This is a genomic window from Mesorhizobium sp. M0800 (assembly GCF_040320095.1).
Taxonomy (GTDB): Bacteria; Pseudomonadota; Alphaproteobacteria; order Rhizobiales; family Rhizobiaceae; genus Mesorhizobium.
Genome location: NZ_JAMYOZ010000035.1, coordinates 35,463 through 55,006 on the forward strand (window position 1 = coordinate 35,463; position 19,544 = coordinate 55,006).

The window sequence follows — 19,544 nt, forward strand, 5'->3', positions numbered from 1 at the left end:
GAACATGCCGCTCAAGGCGTGAAGCGGTTTTAGGCTACGACATGCTAAAACAAAGACTTACCGCGTATCCCTGAATCACTTTGTTCGCGATACGCCATGGAGAAGGCCACGATGCATATGCCGGCCACTCAATCTTCCAGCGAAATCGCGTATAACGGTTCTATGAAGATTCTCGTCATAGAAGACGATCGCGAGGCAGCCGACTACCTGCAGAAGGCGTTCGCCGAGGCCGGCCATACCGCCCATGTCGCCGGCGACGGCGAAACCGGCTTCGCGCTCGCCGATTCCGGCGACTATGACGTCATGGTCGTTGATCGCATGATGCCGCGCCGCGATGGCCTGTCCGTCATTGCCGGGCTCAGGTCCCGGGGCAATACGACGCCCGTGCTGATCTTGTCGGCGCTCGGCGAAGTCGACGACCGGGTTACCGGTCTGCGCGCCGGCGGCGACGACTATCTGACCAAACCCTACGCCTTTTCCGAACTGCTCGCCCGCGTCGAGGTGCTGAACCGCCGCGCCAGCGCCAGGGAAGCCGAAACCGTCTACCGGGTCGGTGATCTCGAACTCGACCGGCTGTCGCACTCGGTGCGGCGCGCCGGGCGCGAGATAACGCTGCAGCCGCGCGAGTTCCGCCTGCTCGAATATTTGATGCGCCATGCCGGCCAGGTGGTGACGCGCACCATGCTGCTCGAGAATGTCTGGGACTACCATTTCGATCCGCAGACCAACGTCATCGACGTTCATATCTCGCGGCTGCGGGGCAAGATCGAGAAGGGCTTCGACAAGCCGATCCTGCACACGGTTCGCGGCGCCGGCTACATGCTGAAAAGCGGCTAGAACCCCATGACTCTTTCCGTGCCGGCCATCATGAAGACGACGGCAGCGCGGCTTTCGGCGCTCTACCTCCTGCTGTTCGCCATCTGCGCGGTGCTGCTCGTGTTCTACATGACCTCGCTGTCGGCGCGCATGCTGACCGGCCAGACCCAGGACACGATCAACGACGAGGTGCTCGGCCTCGCCCGCGCCTATCAGCGCGGCGGCTTGCCGCTGCTGGTCCGTGTCGTCGAGCAGCGCTCCCGCCAGCCCGGCGCCAATCTCTATCTGATCGCCGATGCCAACGGCCAGATCCTGACCGGCAACGTGCAGAGCCTGGAGCCGGGCGTGATCGAGGCCGAGGGCTGGACCATCGAACCGTTCTCCTACCGCCGCTTCGGTGAGGGCGAGCTCGAGCGGCAGCGCAACCCGGTCTCCGACCCGAACGAGCCCGCCCAGAGCGAAGTTCAGGCCGAAGGCGAGAAGGGCCACAACGCCATTGCCCTGGTGCTGCGCCTGCCCAACCAGATGATCATGCTGGTCGGCCGCGACCTCGGCGAGCCGGAGCGCTTCCGCGCCGTCATTCGCCGCGCCTTGATGCTGGCGCTCGGCATGATGGGCGTCGGCGGGCTGCTGATCTGGTTCTTCGTCGGGCGCGCGGCGCTGAAGCGCATCGACAGCGTGTCTGAGGCGAGCCGCCGTATCATGGGCGGCGATCTTTCCGGCCGGCTGCCGGTCACCGGCGCCGGCGACGAGTTCGACCGGCTGTCGGAAAACCTCAATTCCATGCTGGCCAGGATCGCCACGCTCAACGAGGGCCTGAAGCAGGTCTCCGACAACATCGCCCACGACCTGAAGACGCCGCTGACCAGGCTGCGCAATCGCGCCGAGGCGACGCTTTCCGGCAAGCACAACACCAGCGACTACCGGCAGGCGCTGGAAGGAACGATCGCCGAATCCGATCAGCTGATAAAGACCTTCAACGCCATCCTGATGATCTCGCGACTGGAAGCCGGCTATTCCTCGGAAAGCACCACCAGGGTTGATCTGGCCGCTGCCGTGCACGACGTCGTCGAACTCTACGAGCCGGTAGCGGAGGAGGCGGGCGTGACGCTCGAAACTTCGGTGCAAGGTTCCTTCGCCGTCAACGGCAATCGCGAGCTGATTGGCCAGGCGCTGTCCAACATCGTCGACAACGCGATCAAATATTCGACCGACTCGACCTCCAGGCCTACGGTTCGCGTGACGCTGGAGCGTGTCGGTAGCGAGATCAGACTCGCCGTCTCCGACAACGGCCAGGGCATTCCCGACGATGTCGACCGCGCCAGGGTGACCGAGCGTTTCGTGCGGCTGGAAAAGAGCCGCTCGCAGCCGGGTTCCGGCCTTGGCTTGAGCCTCGCCAAGGCGATCGTGACGTTCCACAATGGACGGCTTGAGCTTCTGCCCGGCAATCCCGGATTGTCCGTCGTCATGAGTTTTCCCGGGCGGGAGGATCGCTGATGGTAGCGAGGATGGCAGTGCGACGCCTCGAAACGGACTGGCTGTTGAAGCCGGCGATAAAGCTCGTTCCGCTGGATGCAAGCCGCGCCAGGCAGGGATTGTCGGAGATCGCCGACGCCGCGCGGCAAAAAGAACTGCCGCGACTGGCGAAATTCTTGGCAGGCAAGGGGGTCGTCCAGGATTTCCTCGCCGCCGTGTTCGACCTGTCGCCGTTCCTGCGCGATACCGCGCGCCGCCGGCCGCGGAGACTCGATGCGCTTTTCGACGAGACCATCGAGGCGCGGCTATCATCGATCGGCGCCGCGGTCGACAAGGCAGCACGCGTACAGGCCGTCTCCGAAAGCAGCCTGATGATGGAGCTGCGCCAATGCAAGGCGGAGGCGCATTTCCTGATCGCCTTGGCCGATCTCGCCGGCGAAGCCGAGACCTCACTGACGGTGCGGCGACTGAGCGACCTTGCCGACGCCTGCACGCGTGCGGCTGTCGATTTCCTGCTCCGCGACGCGCATGAGCAAGGCAAGCTCCGATTGCCGGATGCCAAAAATCCGGCGCGACGCTCGGGCTGGATTCTGCTCGGCATGGGCAAGCTCGGCGCGCATGAGCTGAACTTCTCCTCCGACATCGACCTCGTCGTCTTCTTCGACCCCGATGCGCCTGCCGTCGTCGATCCGCTCGATGCCACAGAGCTGTTTTCGCGCCTGACCCGCCGGCTTGTCCGTATCCTCCAGGACCGCACCGAGCATGGTTATGTCTTCCGCACCGATCTCAGGCTTCGTCCCGACCCCGGCTCGACGCCGCTGGCGATCCCGGTCGAGGCGGCGCTGCGCTACTATGAGGCGCGCGGCCAGAACTGGGAGCGCGCCGCCATGATCAAGGCGCGCCCGGTGGCCGGCGATGTTGCCGCCGGCGCCGCGTTCCTGAAGGAGCTGCAGCCCTATATCTGGCGCAAATACATGGACTATGCGGCGATTGCCGACGTCCATTCGATCAAGCGCCAGATCCACGCCCACAAGGGCCATGGCGAGGTCGCGGTCAAGGGCCACAACGTCAAGCTCGGCCGCGGCGGCATCCGCGAGATTGAGTTCTTCGTCCAGACCCAGCAGCTCATCGCCGGCGGCCGCTTTCCCGAACTGCGCGGCCGCGAGACCGTGTCGATGCTCGGCGAGCTCTCCGCCCGCGGCTGGATCACCGCCGACGCGCGCGATGCGCTCACCAGGCAATACTGGTTCCTGCGCCGCGTCGAACATGCCATCCAGATGGTTGCCGACCAGCAGACGCATATCCTGCCGGAGGACGAAGAGGGGCTGGAGCGCGTCGCCCGCATGCTGGGCTTTGCCGATGCGGCAGGCTTTGCCGAAACGTTCCGCGCGGCGCTGCACCAGGTCGAGCGCCACTATGCAGCGCTGTTCGAAACCGCGCCGGAGCTTTCGGCCGGCATCGGCAATCTGGTCTTTACCGGCGACGTCGACGATCCCGATACCTTGCAGACCTTGCAGCGGCTCGGCTTCCAGCGGCCGAGCGACATCTGCCGGGTTATCCGCGGCTGGCACTTCGGCCGCTACCGCGTCACCAGGTCGGCGGAAGCGCGCGAGCGGCTGACCGAACTGACGCCGGCGCTGCTGCAAGCCTTCGGCCAGACGCGGCGGGCGGACGAGGCAGTGATCCGCTTCGACGAATTCCTTGCCGGCCTGCCTGCCGGCATCCAGCTGTTTTCGCTGCTGCAGTCGAATCCGGCTTTGCTGAAGCTGATGGCGACTATCATGGGCGCGGCACCGCGGCTGGCCGCCATCATCACGCGCCGGCCGCATGTCTTCGATGGGCTGCTCGATCCGGCGCTGCTGAGCGAACTGCCAAACCGCGCCTATCTGTCGGCGCGCCTTGCCGCCTTCCTCGAAGGCGACAGAGCCTATGAAGACGTGCTCGACCGGCTGCGCATCTTTGCTTCGGAGCAAAAATTCCTGATCGGCGTCAGGCTGCTTGCCGGGTCGATCGACCCGCCGCGCGCCGGCCGCGCTTTTTCCGATCTCGCCGACCTGACCATCGAGGCGGCATTGCAGGCGGTGATGGCGGAATTCGCTTTGCGTCATGGCTATATTGCCGGCGGCCGGGTCGCGCTGCTCGGCATGGGCAAGCTCGGCAGCCGCGAACTGACGGCGGGCTCCGACGTCGACCTCATCCTGCTCTACGATCACGACGCCGATGCGGAGGAGTCCGACGGCGACAAGCCGCTTGCCCCGTCGCATTACTACAGCCGGCTGACACAGCGGCTGATCGCCGCCGTTTCCGCGCCGACCGCCGAGGGCGTGCTCTACGAGCTCGACCTTCGCCTGCGGCCGTCCGGCAACAAGGGGCCGGTGGCCACCCATGTCGACGCCTTCAAGAAGTATCAGCGCCAGGACGCCTGGACATGGGAGCACATGGCGCTGGCGCGCGCCCGCACGATCGGCGGCGATGCCGAGCTCTGCCGCGAGGTCGAGGGAGAGGTTGCTGCAGTGCTCGCTCTGCCGCGCGATCCAGCCAAGGTGATGGCCGAGGCATCCGAGATGCGCGCCATTGTCGACAAGGAGAAGCCGCCGCGCGATCCCTGGGACATCAAGCTGATCCCGGGCGGCCTCATTGATCTCGAATTCATTGCCCAGGTTGCGCTGATCACCGGAAAGATCGAGGCAGGCCGCAGGGCCACCGGCACGGCTGAGGTCCTGTCGCGCCTGGCGCCGGATTTCGCCAGCGCCCAGGTCAGGCAGGAACTGGTGGATGCCTATTCGCTCTATCTGGCGCTGACCCAGATGATACGGCTTTGCCTCACCGGCGCGTTCGAACGCGACGACGTTCCGCCAGGGCTTTCGGATCTGCTTCTGGCCGTCACCGACCTGCCGGATTTCGGGGTGCTTGAAGCGCATCTCGGGGAGACGTCGCAGAAGGTCAGAAAGGATTTCGACCTTCTGCTTCGTGCGAAACAACCGTGACGGCAACCAGCCGTACGGGCGAGAGCATCGGGCCCAAATTGCGACCTGCTTTGGGAGGTTCCGATGTTCAATCAAAGAGATAGAGCGGGGGATTGAAGGTCCGCCGCTCTAGCATCGGGGGTGACGATGCAACAGGAGAAGACCATGAGAAAGACAACCAGACTTGCACTCGTTTTCGCAGCCCTGGCCGGCGCCGTCGGCACCGCTGCCTATGCAGACGAGCACTCCGGGGCCGGGCCGCGTGACGGCATGATGATGCGCCTCGGCAAGGTCATGAAGGACAATGACGGCACCATCACCTTCGACCAGTTCTCCGACGCCATGAACGCACGGCTGAAGAAGATGGTCGCCGACAATGGCGGCAAGCTGACCGTGGCACAGCTCGCCGACGCGCTGGAGAAAGCACGCTTCGAGCAGATGGCCAGGCGCATCATCGCCCGTTACGACACCAAGGGCGACGGCACGCTGACCGCCGACGACATCACCAGCCGCCAGAAGAAGGTCTTCGCCATGCTCGACCGTGACAATGACGGGAAAATCGAGAAGAACGAACTGCCGAAGGGTCCCGGCGGTCACCGCCAATGGGACGGCCAGGGCAATGATGGCACTGACGGCATGCAGTGAGAATTGACAACCGCTCCGGCGGCGCGAGCCGCCGGAGACTTATGTGCGCGTCGACGCCTGAATCACCAGATCGGCCCAACTGCGAACGGACGGTGTTTCCACCGCATTCAGCTACTCTGTTCGCCGAGTCCGGTGCAGGGCGCGGCTTGTGTGGACCTGCAAAATCCGGTCGCGCAGATGGGCATAGAAGCGCGGCGGCAGCATGCCGTAATCAAAGCGGGACGGCTTTGTCCCTGGAATGGGCCTCAAATCGGGACCCGGCCAAAGGAATTCATTGATCTCGGTCACGATAATCCACGACGGCATATCGTCGAGACCGAGGTGGGTTTTGAGTGGCGCAGGTATTTCTATTGCATCCGCATGATCAGCCGGAGCTGAGTGGGTATTCGGAACCACCGTTACAACTTCACGCCCCTCCACGATGCGACGGGCGGCGACAATTGCGCAGGGCCGGCTCTTGCGGCCTTCCTCCGCGCCTTTTTTGTTTTCTCTCGCCCAGAGATAGGAATAGGAAATCACCAGACCGGGGACAGGTTTGGGCAGGCTCACGGCGCCCAGTCTTTAAGCATTGCATCAAGCTCGGCATATTGGTTCGGGACGGTGCTTTCCGCGATGGCGTTGAGCGTCTCGTCGTCCAGTTCCTCGACCGGACGGGCGACCCGCCCCTTGACCAGAACCTCGAACATAGCCGCCGACAGGAGTACCGTATGGGTGCGGCCATTCTTTGTGATTGCAACCGGCGTGCGCTGGGCGGCATCCTGAAAGCGTCCGACATTCTGCTGGAATTCCGTTGAAGTCACTCGCATCACAAGCCCTCCTTTCTTTATCTAAAATAGATAAAATAGATAGACTTATCAAGGGAAAGTTCTCGCGTTGCCGGGCGGCGCGCAAGCGCATGTTCGACTGATCATGCTGGGCCTGGTCACGAAGTCATTCAGGCAGCGGCCCTGACCGCCTGCGCGGCTTTCTTGATCGGGATGCGTACCGAGACGATCGTTCCGACGCTTTCGGTCGAGCGGATCTTCAACGCGCCACCCTGAAGCTCGGCCAGCGAGCGGGAGATGGCGAGGCCGAGGCCGGAGCCGGCATGGCTCTTGGAGAACTGGTTTTGCACCTGTTCGAATGGCCGCCCGAGCTTGCTCAGCGCCGCCTTCGGGATGCCGCAGCCATTGTCCTCGATCGTCAGGATCAGCGCGCTGGAAATGCTGCGGGCTCTGACCGAGATGTGGCCGCCTTGCCCGGTGAACTTCACCGCATTGGACAGAAGGTTGATGAGGATCTGCTTGATCGCCCTGCGGTCGGCGAACAGCGTCAGCGAATCGGCGATGCGGGTTTCGACGGTGATCGACTTTTCCGCCGCCTGCAGAGAAACGACGCGAACCGTCTCCCTGATGAGCGGGCAGAGATCGATTTCTTCCTGATCCAGGGCGAACTGGCCGGCCTCGATCTTCGACATGTCGAGGATGTCATTGATCACACCGAGAAGATATTTGCCGCTGCCGTTGATGTCGGTGGCATACTCTTCGTAGCGCGGCGAACCGAGCGGCCCGAACAGCCGCCGTTCCATCAGTTCCGAGAAGCCGATGATCGCGTTGAGCGGGGTGCGCAACTCGTGCGACATGTTGGCCAGGAATTCGGATTTGGCCCGGTTTGCCGCTTCGGCGCGCTCGGTTTCCTTCATGTATTTGCGATTGAGTTCGACGAGCTCACGAGCCCGTTCTTCTTCCGCGCGGCGGGCAAGGCTGAGGTCATGGATTGTCGCCATCAGCCGGCGCTCGCTGTCGACCAGCTTCTCCTGGTGCAGCTTGATCTGGGTGATGTCGGAGCCGACAGAGACGGTACCGCCGTCCCTTGTCCGCAACTCGTTCACCTGCAGCCAGCGGCCGTCGGCAAGCTGGCGCTCGAAGGTCACGCCTCCCTGCGGTCCGTTGGTGTTGGCGAGCCGCCGCTCCGAGGCGAAGGCCAGCATGCGTTCCTCCAGAACGGCGCGCGGAGCGCCCGGCATCACGTCGCGATCCAACAGGCCGTTGTCCTGCTGGTATTTGGAATTGCACATGATCAGGCGCTCGGACGAATCCCACAGCACGAAAGATTCGTTGATGTTTTCGATGGCCGTCCTCAGGCGCAGGTCCGCCGCTTCGGAGCGCAGCGCCAGATGCCGCTGCTCGGTGACGTCGACGGCGATGCCGATCAGCTGGATCTCCGGCGCTTCCGGGTCGATAACGTGTGCTCTTGCGCGCATCCAAACCCATTGCCCGTCGGCATGGCGCATCCGGAACACCTGGTCGATATGGTCGATCTCGCGTGCGACGATCCTGTTGGCGAGTTCGAACAAATCGCCGTCCTCGGGATGAATGATTTCATCGACTTCGCCGAACGACAGCATCGTGTCACAAGGCTCGTAGCCCAGCATGTCGTACATCGAGCGCGACCAGTACATCTTGCCGCGCACCATGTCCCAATCCCACAGGCCGCAGCGGCCGCGCACCAGCGCCATGTCGATGCGCTGGTGGGCTTCGAGATAGATGCGATCGGCGGCCTGGGCGCGCGCCGCCTGGCCGAAATAGGCGTAGAGGATGATGATCAGCACGCCGGCCGTCAGCACGAACAGCGTGACGTTGAGTGAGACCGTCTTGCGCCAGGCGTCAAAAACTGCCTCCTGCGGCACGAACGCTGCCGCGGCACCCCTTCGGCCATTCGCCAGGCTCACTGCCGCGTACCAGTCCTGTCCGCCGATGTTGACCTCCATTACCCCGGCGCGGTCGCCGAACATGAACAGCGGCTGCCCGCCCTGCACGACGCCATCGAGCGATCGCCCCTCCCAGTGCATCGACTGCGGCGATACGGCAGTGATCTTGAAGGCGCTATCGGTGATCGCCAGTACGTGGCTTCGGCCCATCGCGCCCTGACGACCGGTGCTCTCCAGCAGGTCCTGGATCGCGCCGGGAGCGGAAACCATGGTCGCGTCGGCGATCGAACTGGCCAGTTGGCCGGCGGCCAGCGCAAGAATCGCCTTGGCGTCGCGCTCGATCTCGTCGCGCTCGTTCATCAGCGACAGAAAGCGCAGTACTGCGATGATCAACAGAAACATGATGATGAGGGCCGGGATCGATCGCCGCAACAGCGGCTCGGCTGCCAGCAGCCGTCGGTAGGCAGGTTCGGCGATGAGCCGCGTATTGCCCGCGAGACCGTCGCTTCGCGCCTCGCGACGGTCAAACGCCGTCCCACCGGGCGCGCCCCACGCGTCCGCCTTCGCCATAAATGGCACTCCCCGATTTTCTGTCCCGCTTGACGATCCGGCAACGCCGCACTTCCGAATCGTCACTAAAGAATCAAAGGTGATTCGCCTTGTCCAGAGGCGCGGCGAAAAAAGATTAAAAATCGACTAAAATAATGGGGTTTTCGGGTGGTCTTCCCTTTTTCCCACAAGGGGAGAACGGGAGGTCGCTTACGCCAGGGTGCGCTCGACGATGTCTCGCAAATCGGCCGACAGCTTCTCGGTATTGGCGATCGAAAGCAACGCCTCCCTTGCCTTGGCCTGCCGCACCGGTTCGAGCGAGCGCCACGACCTGAGCGCCGTCGCCAGCCTGGCGGCCACCTGCGGGTTGCGTTTTTCGACCTGCAGCACCGTTTCGACGAAAAGCCGGTAGCCTTGGCCGTCGGCGCGATGGAAGCCGGTCTGGTTGGCGCTGGAAAACGTACCGATGAGTGCCCGTACCCGGTTCGGGTTGGCCATCGAGAACGCCGGGTGGCTGGTCAAGGCGCGCACCGCATCCACGGTTTGCGGGCCGGGCACGCTGGCCTGGGTCTGGAACCATTTGTCCATGACCAGCGGATCGGTTGCATATTTCGCCTCGAAATCGGCCAGTGCCTTGGTCGCCTCAGGTGAGCCATGGTGACGGTGCGCAAGAACGGTCAACGCCGCGGCACGATCCGTCATGTTGGTCGCCGATTGGAAGTGCCCGGCAGCGAGTCCCGCACCTCCCGGCAGCAAGGAGAGATAGTCCAGCAGGACATTGCGCAGCGCCCGCCGCCCGGCACTGGCCGCGTCCGGGCTGAAGGGGCCATTGTCGGCGAGCCGATCGTAAAGTTTGGAGAATATCTCGCGGTTGGCCCCGGCGATCGCAACTGCCAGCGCCTCGCGCGCCGCGAAAATGGCGTCGGGGTCGATGTTCTTGCCGATGTCGCGGGCGATATCGGCCTCGCCGGGCAGCGCCAGGGCCAGTGCCCGATAGGCGGGTTCGAGTGCTTCGTCGCCGGCTGTCTTGCCGGCAAGCTCGGTCAGCCGGGCGCTGATCTCGGTTGGCCTGTGGTCCAGGATCTGGCGGAAACCGGCAATCAGCGCATCAGTCAAAAGCGTGTTGAACGACTGCCAGCGCGAGAAGGCGTCGCTGTCGTGGCCAGCCAGAAAAAACTGATCGTCGGGCCGCTGCTCGACCGAAAGCGTCACCGGCGCCGAAAAGCCGCGGTTGAGCGACATGGCCGGACGCTCGACAATCCCGGAAAACCTGACGACATGGCGGCGTTTGCGGATATGGATGACACCGTCCTCGACATTCGCCCCTTCGACGCCGCTATGGGCTATCGCCTCGCCACCGGCGCCAACCAGGCCGAAGGCAAGCGGAATGTGCATCAGCCGCTTGCGGCTTTCCGCCGGTGTTGGCGGCACCGACTGCTCGATTTCGAGCGTGAATTCCCGCGCTGCCGGATTATACGCCGAACTGACGGTCAGGTTCGGCGTACCGGCCTGATGATACCACAGCGAAAACTGCGACAGGTCGCGACCTGAGACGTCTTCGAACACTTTGATGAAGTCTTCGATCGTCGCCGCCTGGCCGTCGTGACGTTCGAAGTAGAGGTCCATGCCGGCGCGGAACGTCTCGGCGCCGAGGATGGTATGGATCATGCGCACGACTTCCGAGCCTTTTTCGTAGACCGTCGCCGTGTAGAAATTGTTGATCTCGCGGTAGCGGCGAGGCCGGACCGGATGCGCCAGCGGCCCTTGGTCCTCGGGAAACTGATGGGCGCGCAGCGTACGCACCTCGGCGATGCGCTTGACGGCGCGCGAGCGCTGATCGCCCGAGAATTCGTGGTCGCGGAAAACCGTCAGCCCTTCCTTCAGGCAAAGCTGGAACCAGTCGCGGCAAGTGATTCTGTTACCTGTCCAATTGTGGAAATACTCATGCGCGATGATGGCTTCGATATTGGCGAAATCGGCGTCGGTCGCAGTTTCCTGGTCGGCAAGAACGTACTTATCGTTGAAGATGTTGAGGCCCTTGTTCTCCATTGCGCCCATATTGAAGTCGGACACGGCGACGATGTTGAAGACATCGAGGTCGTATTCGCGGCCGAATGCCTTCTCGTCCCATTTCATTGACCGTTTCAAAGCGTCCATGGCGTAGCCGGCGAGCCTCTCCTTGCCCGGTTCGACATAGATTCCGAGCTCGACCTTGCGGCCAGACAGGGTGACAAAACTGTCCGAGATCTTGCCGAGGTCGCCCGCCACCAGCGCAAACAAATAGGACGGCTTGGGGAAGGGGTCGTGCCAGACCGCATAGTGCCAGCCGCCGGCAAGCTCGCCGCCATCGGCCGGGTTGCCGTTGGACAAAAGCAGCGGCGCCTCACGGCGCTGAGCTTCGATGCGGACCGTATAGACCGACAGGATGTCGGGACGGTCGAGGAAATAAGTGATGCGGCGAAAGCCTTCGGCCTCGCATTGTGTGCAATAGACGTCGCTCGAGCGATAGAGGCCCATTAGCGCTTCGTTCTGCGCCGGCGCCAACACGGTTTCAATTCTCAGCTGGAAGCACCTTGTCGCAGGGGGGCTGATGATTGTCAGTTGATCGGGCGTGGCGAGAAAATCCGCAGGGCTCGGTTCCTGGCCGTCGATGGCGATGCTGCGGAGCGTCAGCCCGTCGCCATCCAGCACCAGTGGCACCGACGCCGCAATCCCGTCGCGGCGTTCGACCGTCAGCACGGCGGTCACATGCGTTGCTTCAGGCGAAAGGCGGAAAGTCAGGCTGGTTTCCGGAATGAGATAATCACTGGGGCGATAGTCTTCGAGCTTGAAGACCTGGCCGGTATCTGTGCGCATTCCTTGATTTTTCCTGTCGATCCGGGAGCGGCGGGCGGGTCCGCTGGTCCAAATAATTTGAAGTCTGCGCTCTTTACACGAAACGTTCCCTCGACAAAACTGCAGCGACGTCTATTTCAGGCGATCATTTCCCAAGCATCATCGCGAGGCTTCCATGACCGTCGTCACGCCGAAATTCGGAACGAGCGCCTCTGTGTTGCGTCGCGAGGATATCGCCTTCATCAAGGGCGCGCGGGAGGCGGGTACGATCGGGTCGACGCCTGCCGCGCTCAATGCGGTGACCGACGCGCTCTACCGCACCTACGGCATCAGGCATATCGACATGCCGGCAACGCCGGCGTGCATCTGGGCGGCGATCGAGGAAGCAAAAGGGGCGTGACAGCCAGACCGGATTTGCCAGTGCTTGCAGTTGGCGACCTTGCCGGCGAGCACAGCACGCTGACCGGGATCTTGCTCAAGATCGTATCGGTGGCGGTCTTCGTCGGCATGTCGTCCTGCATCAAGGCGGCAGGCACCGTGCCGGCGGGCCAGATCGTCTTCTTCCGCTCCTTCTTTGCCATTTTTCCGATCATCGCCTTCCTCGCCTTCCAGGGAAAACTCGGAACCGCCTTTTCGACAAAGCGCCCGCTCAACCACATTGCGCGCGGCGTCGTCGGTGTCTGTGCCATGGGGCTCGGCTTCTTCGCGCTGACGCGGCTGCCGCTGCCGGAGGCGATCACACTGAACTACGCGCAGCCGCTGCTGGTCGTGGTGTTCAGTTCGATCTTCCTCGGCGAAGCCATCCGCATCTATCGCTGGAGTGCGGTTGCCGTCGGCCTGGTCGGGGTGCTGATCATCTCGTGGCCGGAACTGACGCTGCTCAGTTCGGGCGCTGCCCTTGGCGATCAGGAGGTGCTTGGCGTCATCGCCGCCCTCATAGCCGCGGCGATCTCGGCCATCGCCATGCTCCTGGTTCGCAACCTCGTCCAGAGCGAGCGGACGGCGACCATCGTGCTGTGGTTTTCGGTAACCGCGAGCGTCATGGCGCTGCTTTCGTTGCCATTCGGCTGGCAGGCGCTGACGCCAGCACAGGCGGTGCTTCTGATTGCCGCGGGTTTTTGCGGCGGGCTTGGCCAGATCCTGATGACCTCGGCCTATCGCCATGCCGAGGCTTCCGTCGTGGCACCTTTCGAATACACTTCGATGATCCTCGGCGTCGTCGTCGGCTATTTGGTCTTTGGCGACGTCGCCACGATCAACATGCTGGTCGGCGGCGTGATCGTGGTTGCGGCGGGGATTTTCATCATCTGGCGCGAGCGCCAGCTGGGTCTCGAACGCACCCGCACCCGCAAGGCCGTCGCCCCGGAAGGGTGATCAGCCCGCTGCGTCGGTCCGCCCTTTCGCCAGCCGCATCAGCACCGCCCGCGTCTGCTCGTCGGCGGGGAAGAAAGATTCGATCGCCAGCTCCGACAGCGTCACGTCGAGCGGCGTGCCGAACACGGTGATGGTGCTGATGAACGACAGCACCGCGTCGCCATGGGCAAGCTTGAGCGGATGGACAATCGCGTTCGGTTCGACCGGCGCCGGCCGGCTGCTTTTAAGGCCGGACGGATAGGCCCGAAGCTCGCGCTCGAGCTCGACCAGAACCGGATCGGCGGCAGCGTCGTTCTGCCGCTTCAGCCGCTCCAGAAGATGCGTCCGCCATTCCGCAAGGTTGACGATGCGCGGCGCGATGCCGCCGGGATGCAGGCTGAGGCGCAACACGTTGACCGGCGGCTTCAGCAGGGAGGCGTCGGCGACATTGGCGAGGAACGGGCCGATGGCGGCGTTCGCCGACACCAGGTTCCAATGCCGGTCCACGGCAAGCGCCGGGAACGGCTCGTGCGCCTTGAGCACGGTCTCGACCGCCGCCATCGCCGGTGCCATCGAGGCATCGTCAAGTGGTCGTTCGCTGAAGCTCGGGGCAAAGCCGGCGGCCAGCAGCAGCTGGTTGCGCTGCCTGAGCGGGATCGAGAGCTGCTCTGCCAGATGCAACACCATATCACGCGAGGGTGCGGCGCGGCCGCTTTCCACGAAACTCAGATGCCGCTGCGAGATCTCGGCCTCCATAGCAAGGTCGAGTTGGCTCATGCGCCGGCGTGTACGCCATTCGCGAATGAGACTGCCGGCGGAAATCTGGGCTGCTGTCATGACGAGATGACTAGGCCGGAAGTGGGCGCATTTCAATTACCTGCTAGGTCATGATGCCGCCCTTCCTTCCTCGCAAGGGGAGGACGGAAGACGCGTTCTGCACCGTTACCCAAGTGCCCGCAACTTCGCCTTCACTTCGAGGAAATCCCGCCACGCCAGCTTCTTGTGCGCCGGCGTTCTCAACAAATAGGCCGGATGCAGGGTCGGCATGGCGGGAATGGTGACGCCAGACGGGGTCGTGTGGACGCGCCAGTTGCCGCGCAGCCGCAATATGCCTTCGGAGGTGTTGAGCAGGGTTTTTGCCGACGGGCCGCCGAGATTGACCAGCACCTTCGGATTGACCAGTTCGATCTGCCGCTCGATGAACGGCCGGCAGATCTCGGTCTCGTGCGGTGTCGGCGTGCGGTTGCCCGGCGGCCGCCAGGGAATCACGTTGGCGATGTAGGCAGATGTCCGGTCAAGACCGATCGCGGCCAGCATGCGGTCGAGCAGCCGGCCCGAGCGGCCGACGAACGGCAAGCCCTCTATGTCCTCGTCGCGGCCCGGTGCTTCGCCGACCAGCATCACCGCGGCAGTCGGATTGCCATCGGCGAACACCAGGTTCTTGGCGGTGAATTTAAGATTGCAGCCGTTGAATGCCGCCATGTGCTGGCGAAGCTCGTCGAGGCTTGCCGCCGATCTCGCCAGTTGCCGCGCCAATGCCGCCTGCGCCTCGTCGGGCACCGTTGACATGGCCGGGGACGTTCGCACTGCCGGTGCCGTATTCGGTCTCTCGCCCATTTCGGCGCGCGACACGCTCGTCGAGCGATGAGGCGATGCATTTTCACCGGCCGGCAGAGCGGCCGCCGCAGGCACCCGCTCGGGCGGCCTGGCTTCTGCAAACCTGTTTACCGGCTGTTCTTCAAGTGCCTCGTCGACGCCGGCGCTGGCGTAGAAGGCCAGCAGCTCGGCGAGATCGGCTCGGCTAGTGTGGGGGGCGGCAGTCATGGTTTCACATTCGGCCGCGGAGCTTGAATTTGCAAGTTCAGCTCGACGGTATGCGTGGATCCTGCACCAGATAGAACGTCCAGCGCGGCGTGTAGTCGGTGATCAGGAAATAGAAGCTGGCGGTCTTCAGCGGGTCGATCTTGCCGTTCTTGAACAGCAGGCGGTCATATGGTTCGAAATTGCGGTCGAAATCGGCGTAGCTGCTCGACCAGATATTTTCGGACGTTTTGTTGCGCTGGTCGAACGACAGGCCGTCGCCGAACACGCTCGGCTGGTCGAGGATCTCCTGGAGTTCGAACTGGAACTCGACCCAGGCTTGGCCGCTATTGTTGAGCACGTCGATGCGCATATACATCAGGCCATTGGCGAAGTCTCCCGCCTTGCCGAACGGCTGGATCGGCCTTGTCGTGCGAATGGCCAGCGTTACCGGCGTCGCTGAATTCAGCTCTTCGGTGATGACCAGCGGATCCTCCTTCGTGCCGATGCCGGACGCCCCGGTGATGCGGAAACCGCCGCGCTCGTCGGAAAAGGAATAGGCGCCGGTCGCCCAGACCAGCTGCTGCTCGGCACGGGCATCGAGGGCCGTCAGTGGCAGAAGCGCCAAGAGCGCCGCACGGCAAAACCGGCCGGGCGTGAAAAAAAAGCGCGTCGATGAAAAGCCAGCCGGCCCGAATATGCGCATGGCGGGAAGTATGGCCGATAAGCAAGCCGTCGAACAATTAAAAACATCAATGCGACATATCTGTGCAAACGGAATAGGATTGAAGATTGATGCTCGTCACCGCGAATCTGTGCGGCAGGACGCGACTTTTTGACGAAATCGGTATTGTCACGTCCGCGCCGGTTTCCCGTCGCTATTTGATGCGCTATGCAGCGCGTGAGCCAGCAAGATGCCGGGAATAGCGAGCCAGTGAGGGATCGATGAGCGATATCGAACGCGAAAGCATGGAATTCGACGTGGTCATCGTCGGCGCCGGCCCGGCCGGCCTCGCCGCCGCGATCCGTCTCAAGCAGGTCAATCCCGAGCTTTCCGTCGTCGTGCTGGAAAAGGGCGGCGAAGTCGGCGCGCACATCCTGTCCGGCGCCGTCGTCGATCCGATCGGCATCGACCGGCTGCTGCCCGGCTGGCGCGAAGAGGAGGGTCATCCCTTCAGGACACCGGTCACCGACGACCATTTCCTGGTTCTCGGCCCCGCCGGTTCGTTCCGTCTGCCCAATATCCTGATGCCGCCGCTGATGAACAATCACGGCAACTATATCGTCTCGCTCGGCAATGTCTGCCGCTGGCTGGCGACCAAGGCCGAGGCGCTGGGCGTCGAGATCTATCCGGGCTTTGCCGCGGTCGGCCTGCTCTACAACGAGGCTGGTGCGGTCACCGGCGTCGTCACCGGCGACATGGGCGTCGAGAAGGACGGCACGCACGGTCCGGGCTTTGCGCCGGGCATGGCGCTGATGGGCAAATATGTCTTGATCGGCGAGGGCGCGCGCGGTTCGCTGGCCAAGCAACTGATCGCCAAACACCACCTTTCCGACGGTCGTGAGCCCGGAAAATACGGCATCGGCCTCAAGGAACTCTGGCAGATCAAACCGGAAAACCACCGGCCGGGCCTTGTCCAGCATTCCTTCGGCTGGCCGCTCGATTTGAAGACCGGCGGCGGCTCCTTCCTCTACCATCTCGAGGACAACCAGGTGGCGGTCGGCTTCGTCGTTCACCTGAACTACAAGAACCCCTATCTGTCGCCCTTTGACGAGTTCCAGCGCTTCAAGACCCATCCGGCGATCCGCGGCACCTTCGAGGGTGCCAAGCGGCTGGGCTATGGTGCCCGCGCCATCACCGAAGGCGGCTGGCAGTCGGTGCCGAAACTGTCCTTCCCCGGCGGTGCGCTGATCGGCTGCGCGGCCGGCTTCGTCAACGTGCCGCGCATTAAGGGCTCGCACAATGCCGTGCTCTCCGGAATGCTGGCGGCCGAGCATGTCTGTGATGCGATAGCCGCCGGCCGCACCAATGACGAGCTGGCCTCCTACGAGGCCACCTGGCGCGCCACCGATATCGGCAAGGACCTGAAGAAAGTGCGCAACGTCAAGCCGCTATGGTCGCGCTTCGGCACCATTGTCGGCGTCGGCCTTGGCGGCCTCGACATGTGGCTGAACACGCTGTTCGGCTTCTCGCCCTTCGGCACGATGAAGCACGGCAGGGCCGACTACGCGACGCTGGAACCGGCCGCCGCGCACCAGAAGATCGCCTACCCGAAGCCGGACGGGGTGCTGACCTTCGACCGGCTGTCGTCGGTGTTCCTGTCCAACACCAACCACGAGGAGAACGAGCCGGTGCATCTGCTCGTCGCCGACATGGACCTGCAGAAGCGCTCTGAGCATGACGTCTATGCGGGACCCTCGACGCGTTACTGCCCGGCCAGCGTCTACGAATGGGTCGACAAGGATGGCAATGCCGCCGCCGATCCTGCGGCCAAGGATGTGCGCTTCGTCATCAACGCGCAGAACTGCGTGCACTGCAAGACTTGCGATATCAAGGACCCGAACCAGAACATAAATTGGGTGCCGCCACAGGGCGGCGAGGGCCCGGTCTACCAGAACATGTAAGTCACAAGGTTTGCTCCGGACTAAACAAGATGAGGAGCAGCGCAACCGTAGGATTGTTGAATAAACCGCCTGCCTGTGTTTCCTTTCTGCGGCGACAGGGAGGAAGGAAAAATGCGCCTGGCAGTTCTGACGAGCGTTGTGGCGATCGGGGCATTGTGCGCCCCTGCAGCCTTGGCCGGCACTAAGGTGCTGGTCAAGACACGAACTTACAGCATTGCCGGAACCACCGGCGCGGCCCTGATCGAGGCCATGGATCGCAGTGGGCCGAAGCACGGCTTCATGACCCACGCCATCGCGCAGACCGGCTACAGCGTCGATGATTGGACCTTCGACGCCCATCGGGAAAACGGCGTCTGCCGCCTGCGCCAGGCCAACGGGACGCTCAATCTCTTCTATACCTATCCCAAACTAGTCTCAGCCACGTCGCCTGCGCTGCAGAAGCGCTGGAAGCGGTTCTTCGCTGGCGTCCGCGCCCATGAAGAGACCCATGGCCGCATCGCCAGACAGATGATGCGGGCCACCGAAAAGTCGCTTCGAGGGCTGACAGTCGGTGATGACCCGCACTGTTTCGAGGCACGTCGCGAGGCAAAGCGCCGGATCAATGCCATCTATGCCGAATACGAGGCAAAGCAGATCGCCTTCGATGCGCACGAGCATCGCGACGGCGGCCCTGTCGAGCACCTCATCCGCGCTTTTGTGGGCCAGTAATAAGCCAGGTCGAGATTGGACTGCGGATTTTCAGCTTCGCGTCCCGCCAGGCAGCGCCGCAAGCGCGGTCGCCGTCTGGTGCTCGTCGAGCGGCTTTTGTTCATCCGACCGTAGCGAAAACTCCACCAGCATCGGCAGATGGTCTGAGCCGGTGTCCTCAAGGGTCGACGCCGAACGGATAACGATGGCGCCCTTGCTGAAAACCTGGTCGATCGGCAGTCCGGCGAAGCGCAGGAAATCCGGCAGCCTTCTGTAGAGCCAGGTCGGCCCGACCGACGGCATTACAGTCAGCTTGCCAAGCGATGCGACGCGCCGGACGGCGGCGCTCCATGGCGCTGCGTTGCAGTCGCCTGCCAGGATTGACGTCTCGCCAAGCGAGGCGATTTCGCCAGACAACCCTCCAATCTGCCGTGATTGGTTGTGCGGCCATGGCCAGGTGAGGTGGATGGCGGCGACATCGACGTCGGTTCCGCCGAAATCGACCGTGGCGATCGCCATCGCGCCGCGGCTGTCGCAGTGCGGCTCCGTGCCTATGGCAAACGGTCGTCTGGACAGCAGCGCAACGCCGAACACGCCATTGGGATATGGGCAGAGGATCCGGTGGGGATAGGCGCCGGATAGCAGCCCAAGCTTTGCCTTCCACATCTCGGACACCTCGTCGAGGGTGATCACATCAGGCTGGGTCCGGCCGATCAGCGACAGCACCTTCTCAGGCGTTGGATTGTTGAACCTGAGGTTCATCTGCAGCAGGCGGTAGACTGGCTCGTCACCGGGTTTGGCTTCGTAGGCGGCCTGCACCTGCCATAGCCGCGAAAGCGGCAAGGCATTCGACGTGGTGGCAAAGGAGGCTATCGCAAACAGCAATGCGGCCGCGGCCTGCAGGCGAAACGAGGTGGCGAGCAGCGGCAGCGCGCAAAGCGCCATCAGCACCGAAAAATGGACGCGGAAATGAGCAAAGGAATCGAGGGCCGGATGCAGCGATCCGAAGAACCCGGCCACCAGCGCGGCCGAGAGTGCAAGCATTGCGACGAATGCGAGCGCAACCGTCATGTCCCGAACACGTGCCATCGCTTTGTCTATCG

General features: G+C 63.2%; 17 protein-coding genes. 9 read left to right on the top strand and 8 right to left on the bottom strand.

The window, feature by feature from the left end; translation table 11 throughout:
• Positions 1–162 precede the first annotated feature (162 nt).
• From NKI18_RS28595 to NKI18_RS28610, 4 genes are all read left to right on the top strand, one after another.
• Complete coding sequence (locus NKI18_RS28595; RefSeq protein WP_254819962.1) at positions 163–837, top strand: response regulator transcription factor; 675 nt, start codon at positions 163–165, stop codon at positions 835–837.
• A gap of 6 nt (positions 838–843) precedes the next feature.
• Entirely contained in the window at positions 844–2,313 is a 1,470-nt protein-coding gene (locus NKI18_RS28600; RefSeq protein ID WP_352620732.1) for a sensor histidine kinase, read from the top strand.
• Entirely contained in the window at positions 2,313–5,279 is a 2,967-nt protein-coding gene (locus NKI18_RS28605) for a bifunctional [glutamine synthetase] adenylyltransferase/[glutamine synthetase]-adenylyl-L-tyrosine phosphorylase (protein ID WP_352620730.1), read from the top strand. The genes NKI18_RS28600 and NKI18_RS28605 overlap by 1 nt, the downstream gene beginning before the upstream one ends.
• A gap of 144 nt (positions 5,280–5,423) precedes the next feature.
• Entirely contained in the window at positions 5,424–5,903 is a 480-nt protein-coding gene (locus NKI18_RS28610) for an EF-hand domain-containing protein (protein ID WP_352620729.1), read from the top strand.
• Between the two features lie 111 nt (positions 5,904–6,014).
• Here the strand turns inward: NKI18_RS28610 and NKI18_RS28615 are convergent, their stop codons facing one another.
• The 4 genes from NKI18_RS28615 to pepN all read right to left on the bottom strand — a co-directional run bounded on the left by NKI18_RS28615 (position 6,015) and on the right by pepN (position 11,997).
• Positions 6,015–6,452, bottom strand: coding sequence for a hypothetical protein (locus tag NKI18_RS28615; protein ID WP_352620728.1), 438 nt, complete (start codon positions 6,450–6,452; stop codon positions 6,015–6,017).
• On the bottom strand, positions 6,449–6,709 hold the full coding sequence (locus NKI18_RS28620; RefSeq protein WP_352620727.1) for a type II toxin-antitoxin system prevent-host-death family antitoxin: 261 nt from the start codon (positions 6,707–6,709) through the stop codon (positions 6,449–6,451). The genes NKI18_RS28615 and NKI18_RS28620 overlap by 4 nt, the downstream gene beginning before the upstream one ends.
• A gap of 128 nt (positions 6,710–6,837) precedes the next feature.
• Complete coding sequence (locus tag NKI18_RS28625) at positions 6,838–9,162, bottom strand: PAS domain-containing sensor histidine kinase (RefSeq protein ID WP_352620725.1); 2,325 nt, start codon at positions 9,160–9,162, stop codon at positions 6,838–6,840.
• 189 nt (positions 9,163–9,351) lie between these two features.
• Complete coding sequence (pepN, locus tag NKI18_RS28630; protein WP_352620724.1) at positions 9,352–11,997, bottom strand: aminopeptidase N; 2,646 nt, start codon at positions 11,995–11,997, stop codon at positions 9,352–9,354.
• A gap of 154 nt (positions 11,998–12,151) precedes the next feature.
• Here pepN and NKI18_RS28635 point away from each other — a divergent pair, with 154 nt between their 5' ends.
• Both NKI18_RS28635 and NKI18_RS28640 read left to right on the top strand, forming a co-directional pair.
• The gene (locus tag NKI18_RS28635) at positions 12,152–12,376 is read left to right on the top strand and encodes a hypothetical protein (RefSeq protein ID WP_352620768.1); all 225 of its coding nucleotides are present in this window, start codon (positions 12,152–12,154) and stop codon (positions 12,374–12,376) included.
• Positions 12,373–13,350 (top strand): DMT family transporter, encoded by a 978-nt coding sequence (locus NKI18_RS28640; protein WP_502900784.1) that lies wholly within the window; start codon positions 12,373–12,375, stop codon positions 13,348–13,350. Before NKI18_RS28635 ends, NKI18_RS28640 begins: the two co-directional genes overlap by 4 nt.
• On the opposite strand, the gene NKI18_RS28645 is transcribed toward NKI18_RS28640, so the two are convergent.
• The 3 genes from NKI18_RS28645 to NKI18_RS28655 form a co-directional block, all read right to left on the bottom strand.
• Positions 13,351–14,166: a helix-turn-helix domain-containing protein gene (locus NKI18_RS28645; RefSeq protein ID WP_352620722.1), complete on the bottom strand. Its 816-nt coding sequence runs from the start codon at positions 14,164–14,166 to the stop codon at positions 13,351–13,353. It lies immediately after the preceding gene.
• A gap of 105 nt (positions 14,167–14,271) precedes the next feature.
• A complete protein-coding gene (locus NKI18_RS28650; protein ID WP_352620721.1) occupies positions 14,272–15,153 on the bottom strand; it encodes a uracil-DNA glycosylase in 882 nt (293 codons plus the stop codon).
• Positions 15,154–15,190: 37 nt separating this feature from the next.
• Positions 15,191–15,835, bottom strand: coding sequence for a hypothetical protein (locus tag NKI18_RS28655; protein WP_352620719.1), 645 nt, complete (start codon positions 15,833–15,835; stop codon positions 15,191–15,193).
• Between NKI18_RS28655 and NKI18_RS28660 the strand changes: the two genes are divergently transcribed.
• From NKI18_RS28660 to NKI18_RS28670, 3 genes are all read left to right on the top strand, one after another.
• On the top strand, positions 15,786–15,968 hold the full coding sequence (locus NKI18_RS28660) for a hypothetical protein (protein ID WP_352620767.1): 183 nt from the start codon (positions 15,786–15,788) through the stop codon (positions 15,966–15,968). The genes NKI18_RS28655 and NKI18_RS28660 overlap by 50 nt on opposite strands.
• Before the next feature lie 106 nt (positions 15,969–16,074).
• A complete protein-coding gene (locus NKI18_RS28665) occupies positions 16,075–17,754 on the top strand; it encodes an electron transfer flavoprotein-ubiquinone oxidoreductase (protein WP_352620717.1) in 1,680 nt (559 codons plus the stop codon).
• Positions 17,755–17,865: 111 nt separating this feature from the next.
• Positions 17,866–18,462 carry a DUF922 domain-containing protein gene (locus tag NKI18_RS28670; RefSeq protein ID WP_352620715.1) on the top strand — a complete coding sequence of 199 codons (597 nt, stop codon included), beginning with the start codon at positions 17,866–17,868 and terminating at the stop codon, positions 18,460–18,462.
• A 30-nt stretch (positions 18,463–18,492) separates the two neighbouring features.
• Here the strand turns inward: NKI18_RS28670 and NKI18_RS28675 are convergent, their stop codons facing one another.
• On the bottom strand, positions 18,493–19,530 hold the full coding sequence (locus NKI18_RS28675; protein ID WP_352620713.1) for an endonuclease/exonuclease/phosphatase family protein: 1,038 nt from the start codon (positions 19,528–19,530) through the stop codon (positions 18,493–18,495).
• Positions 19,531–19,544 lie beyond the last annotated feature (14 nt).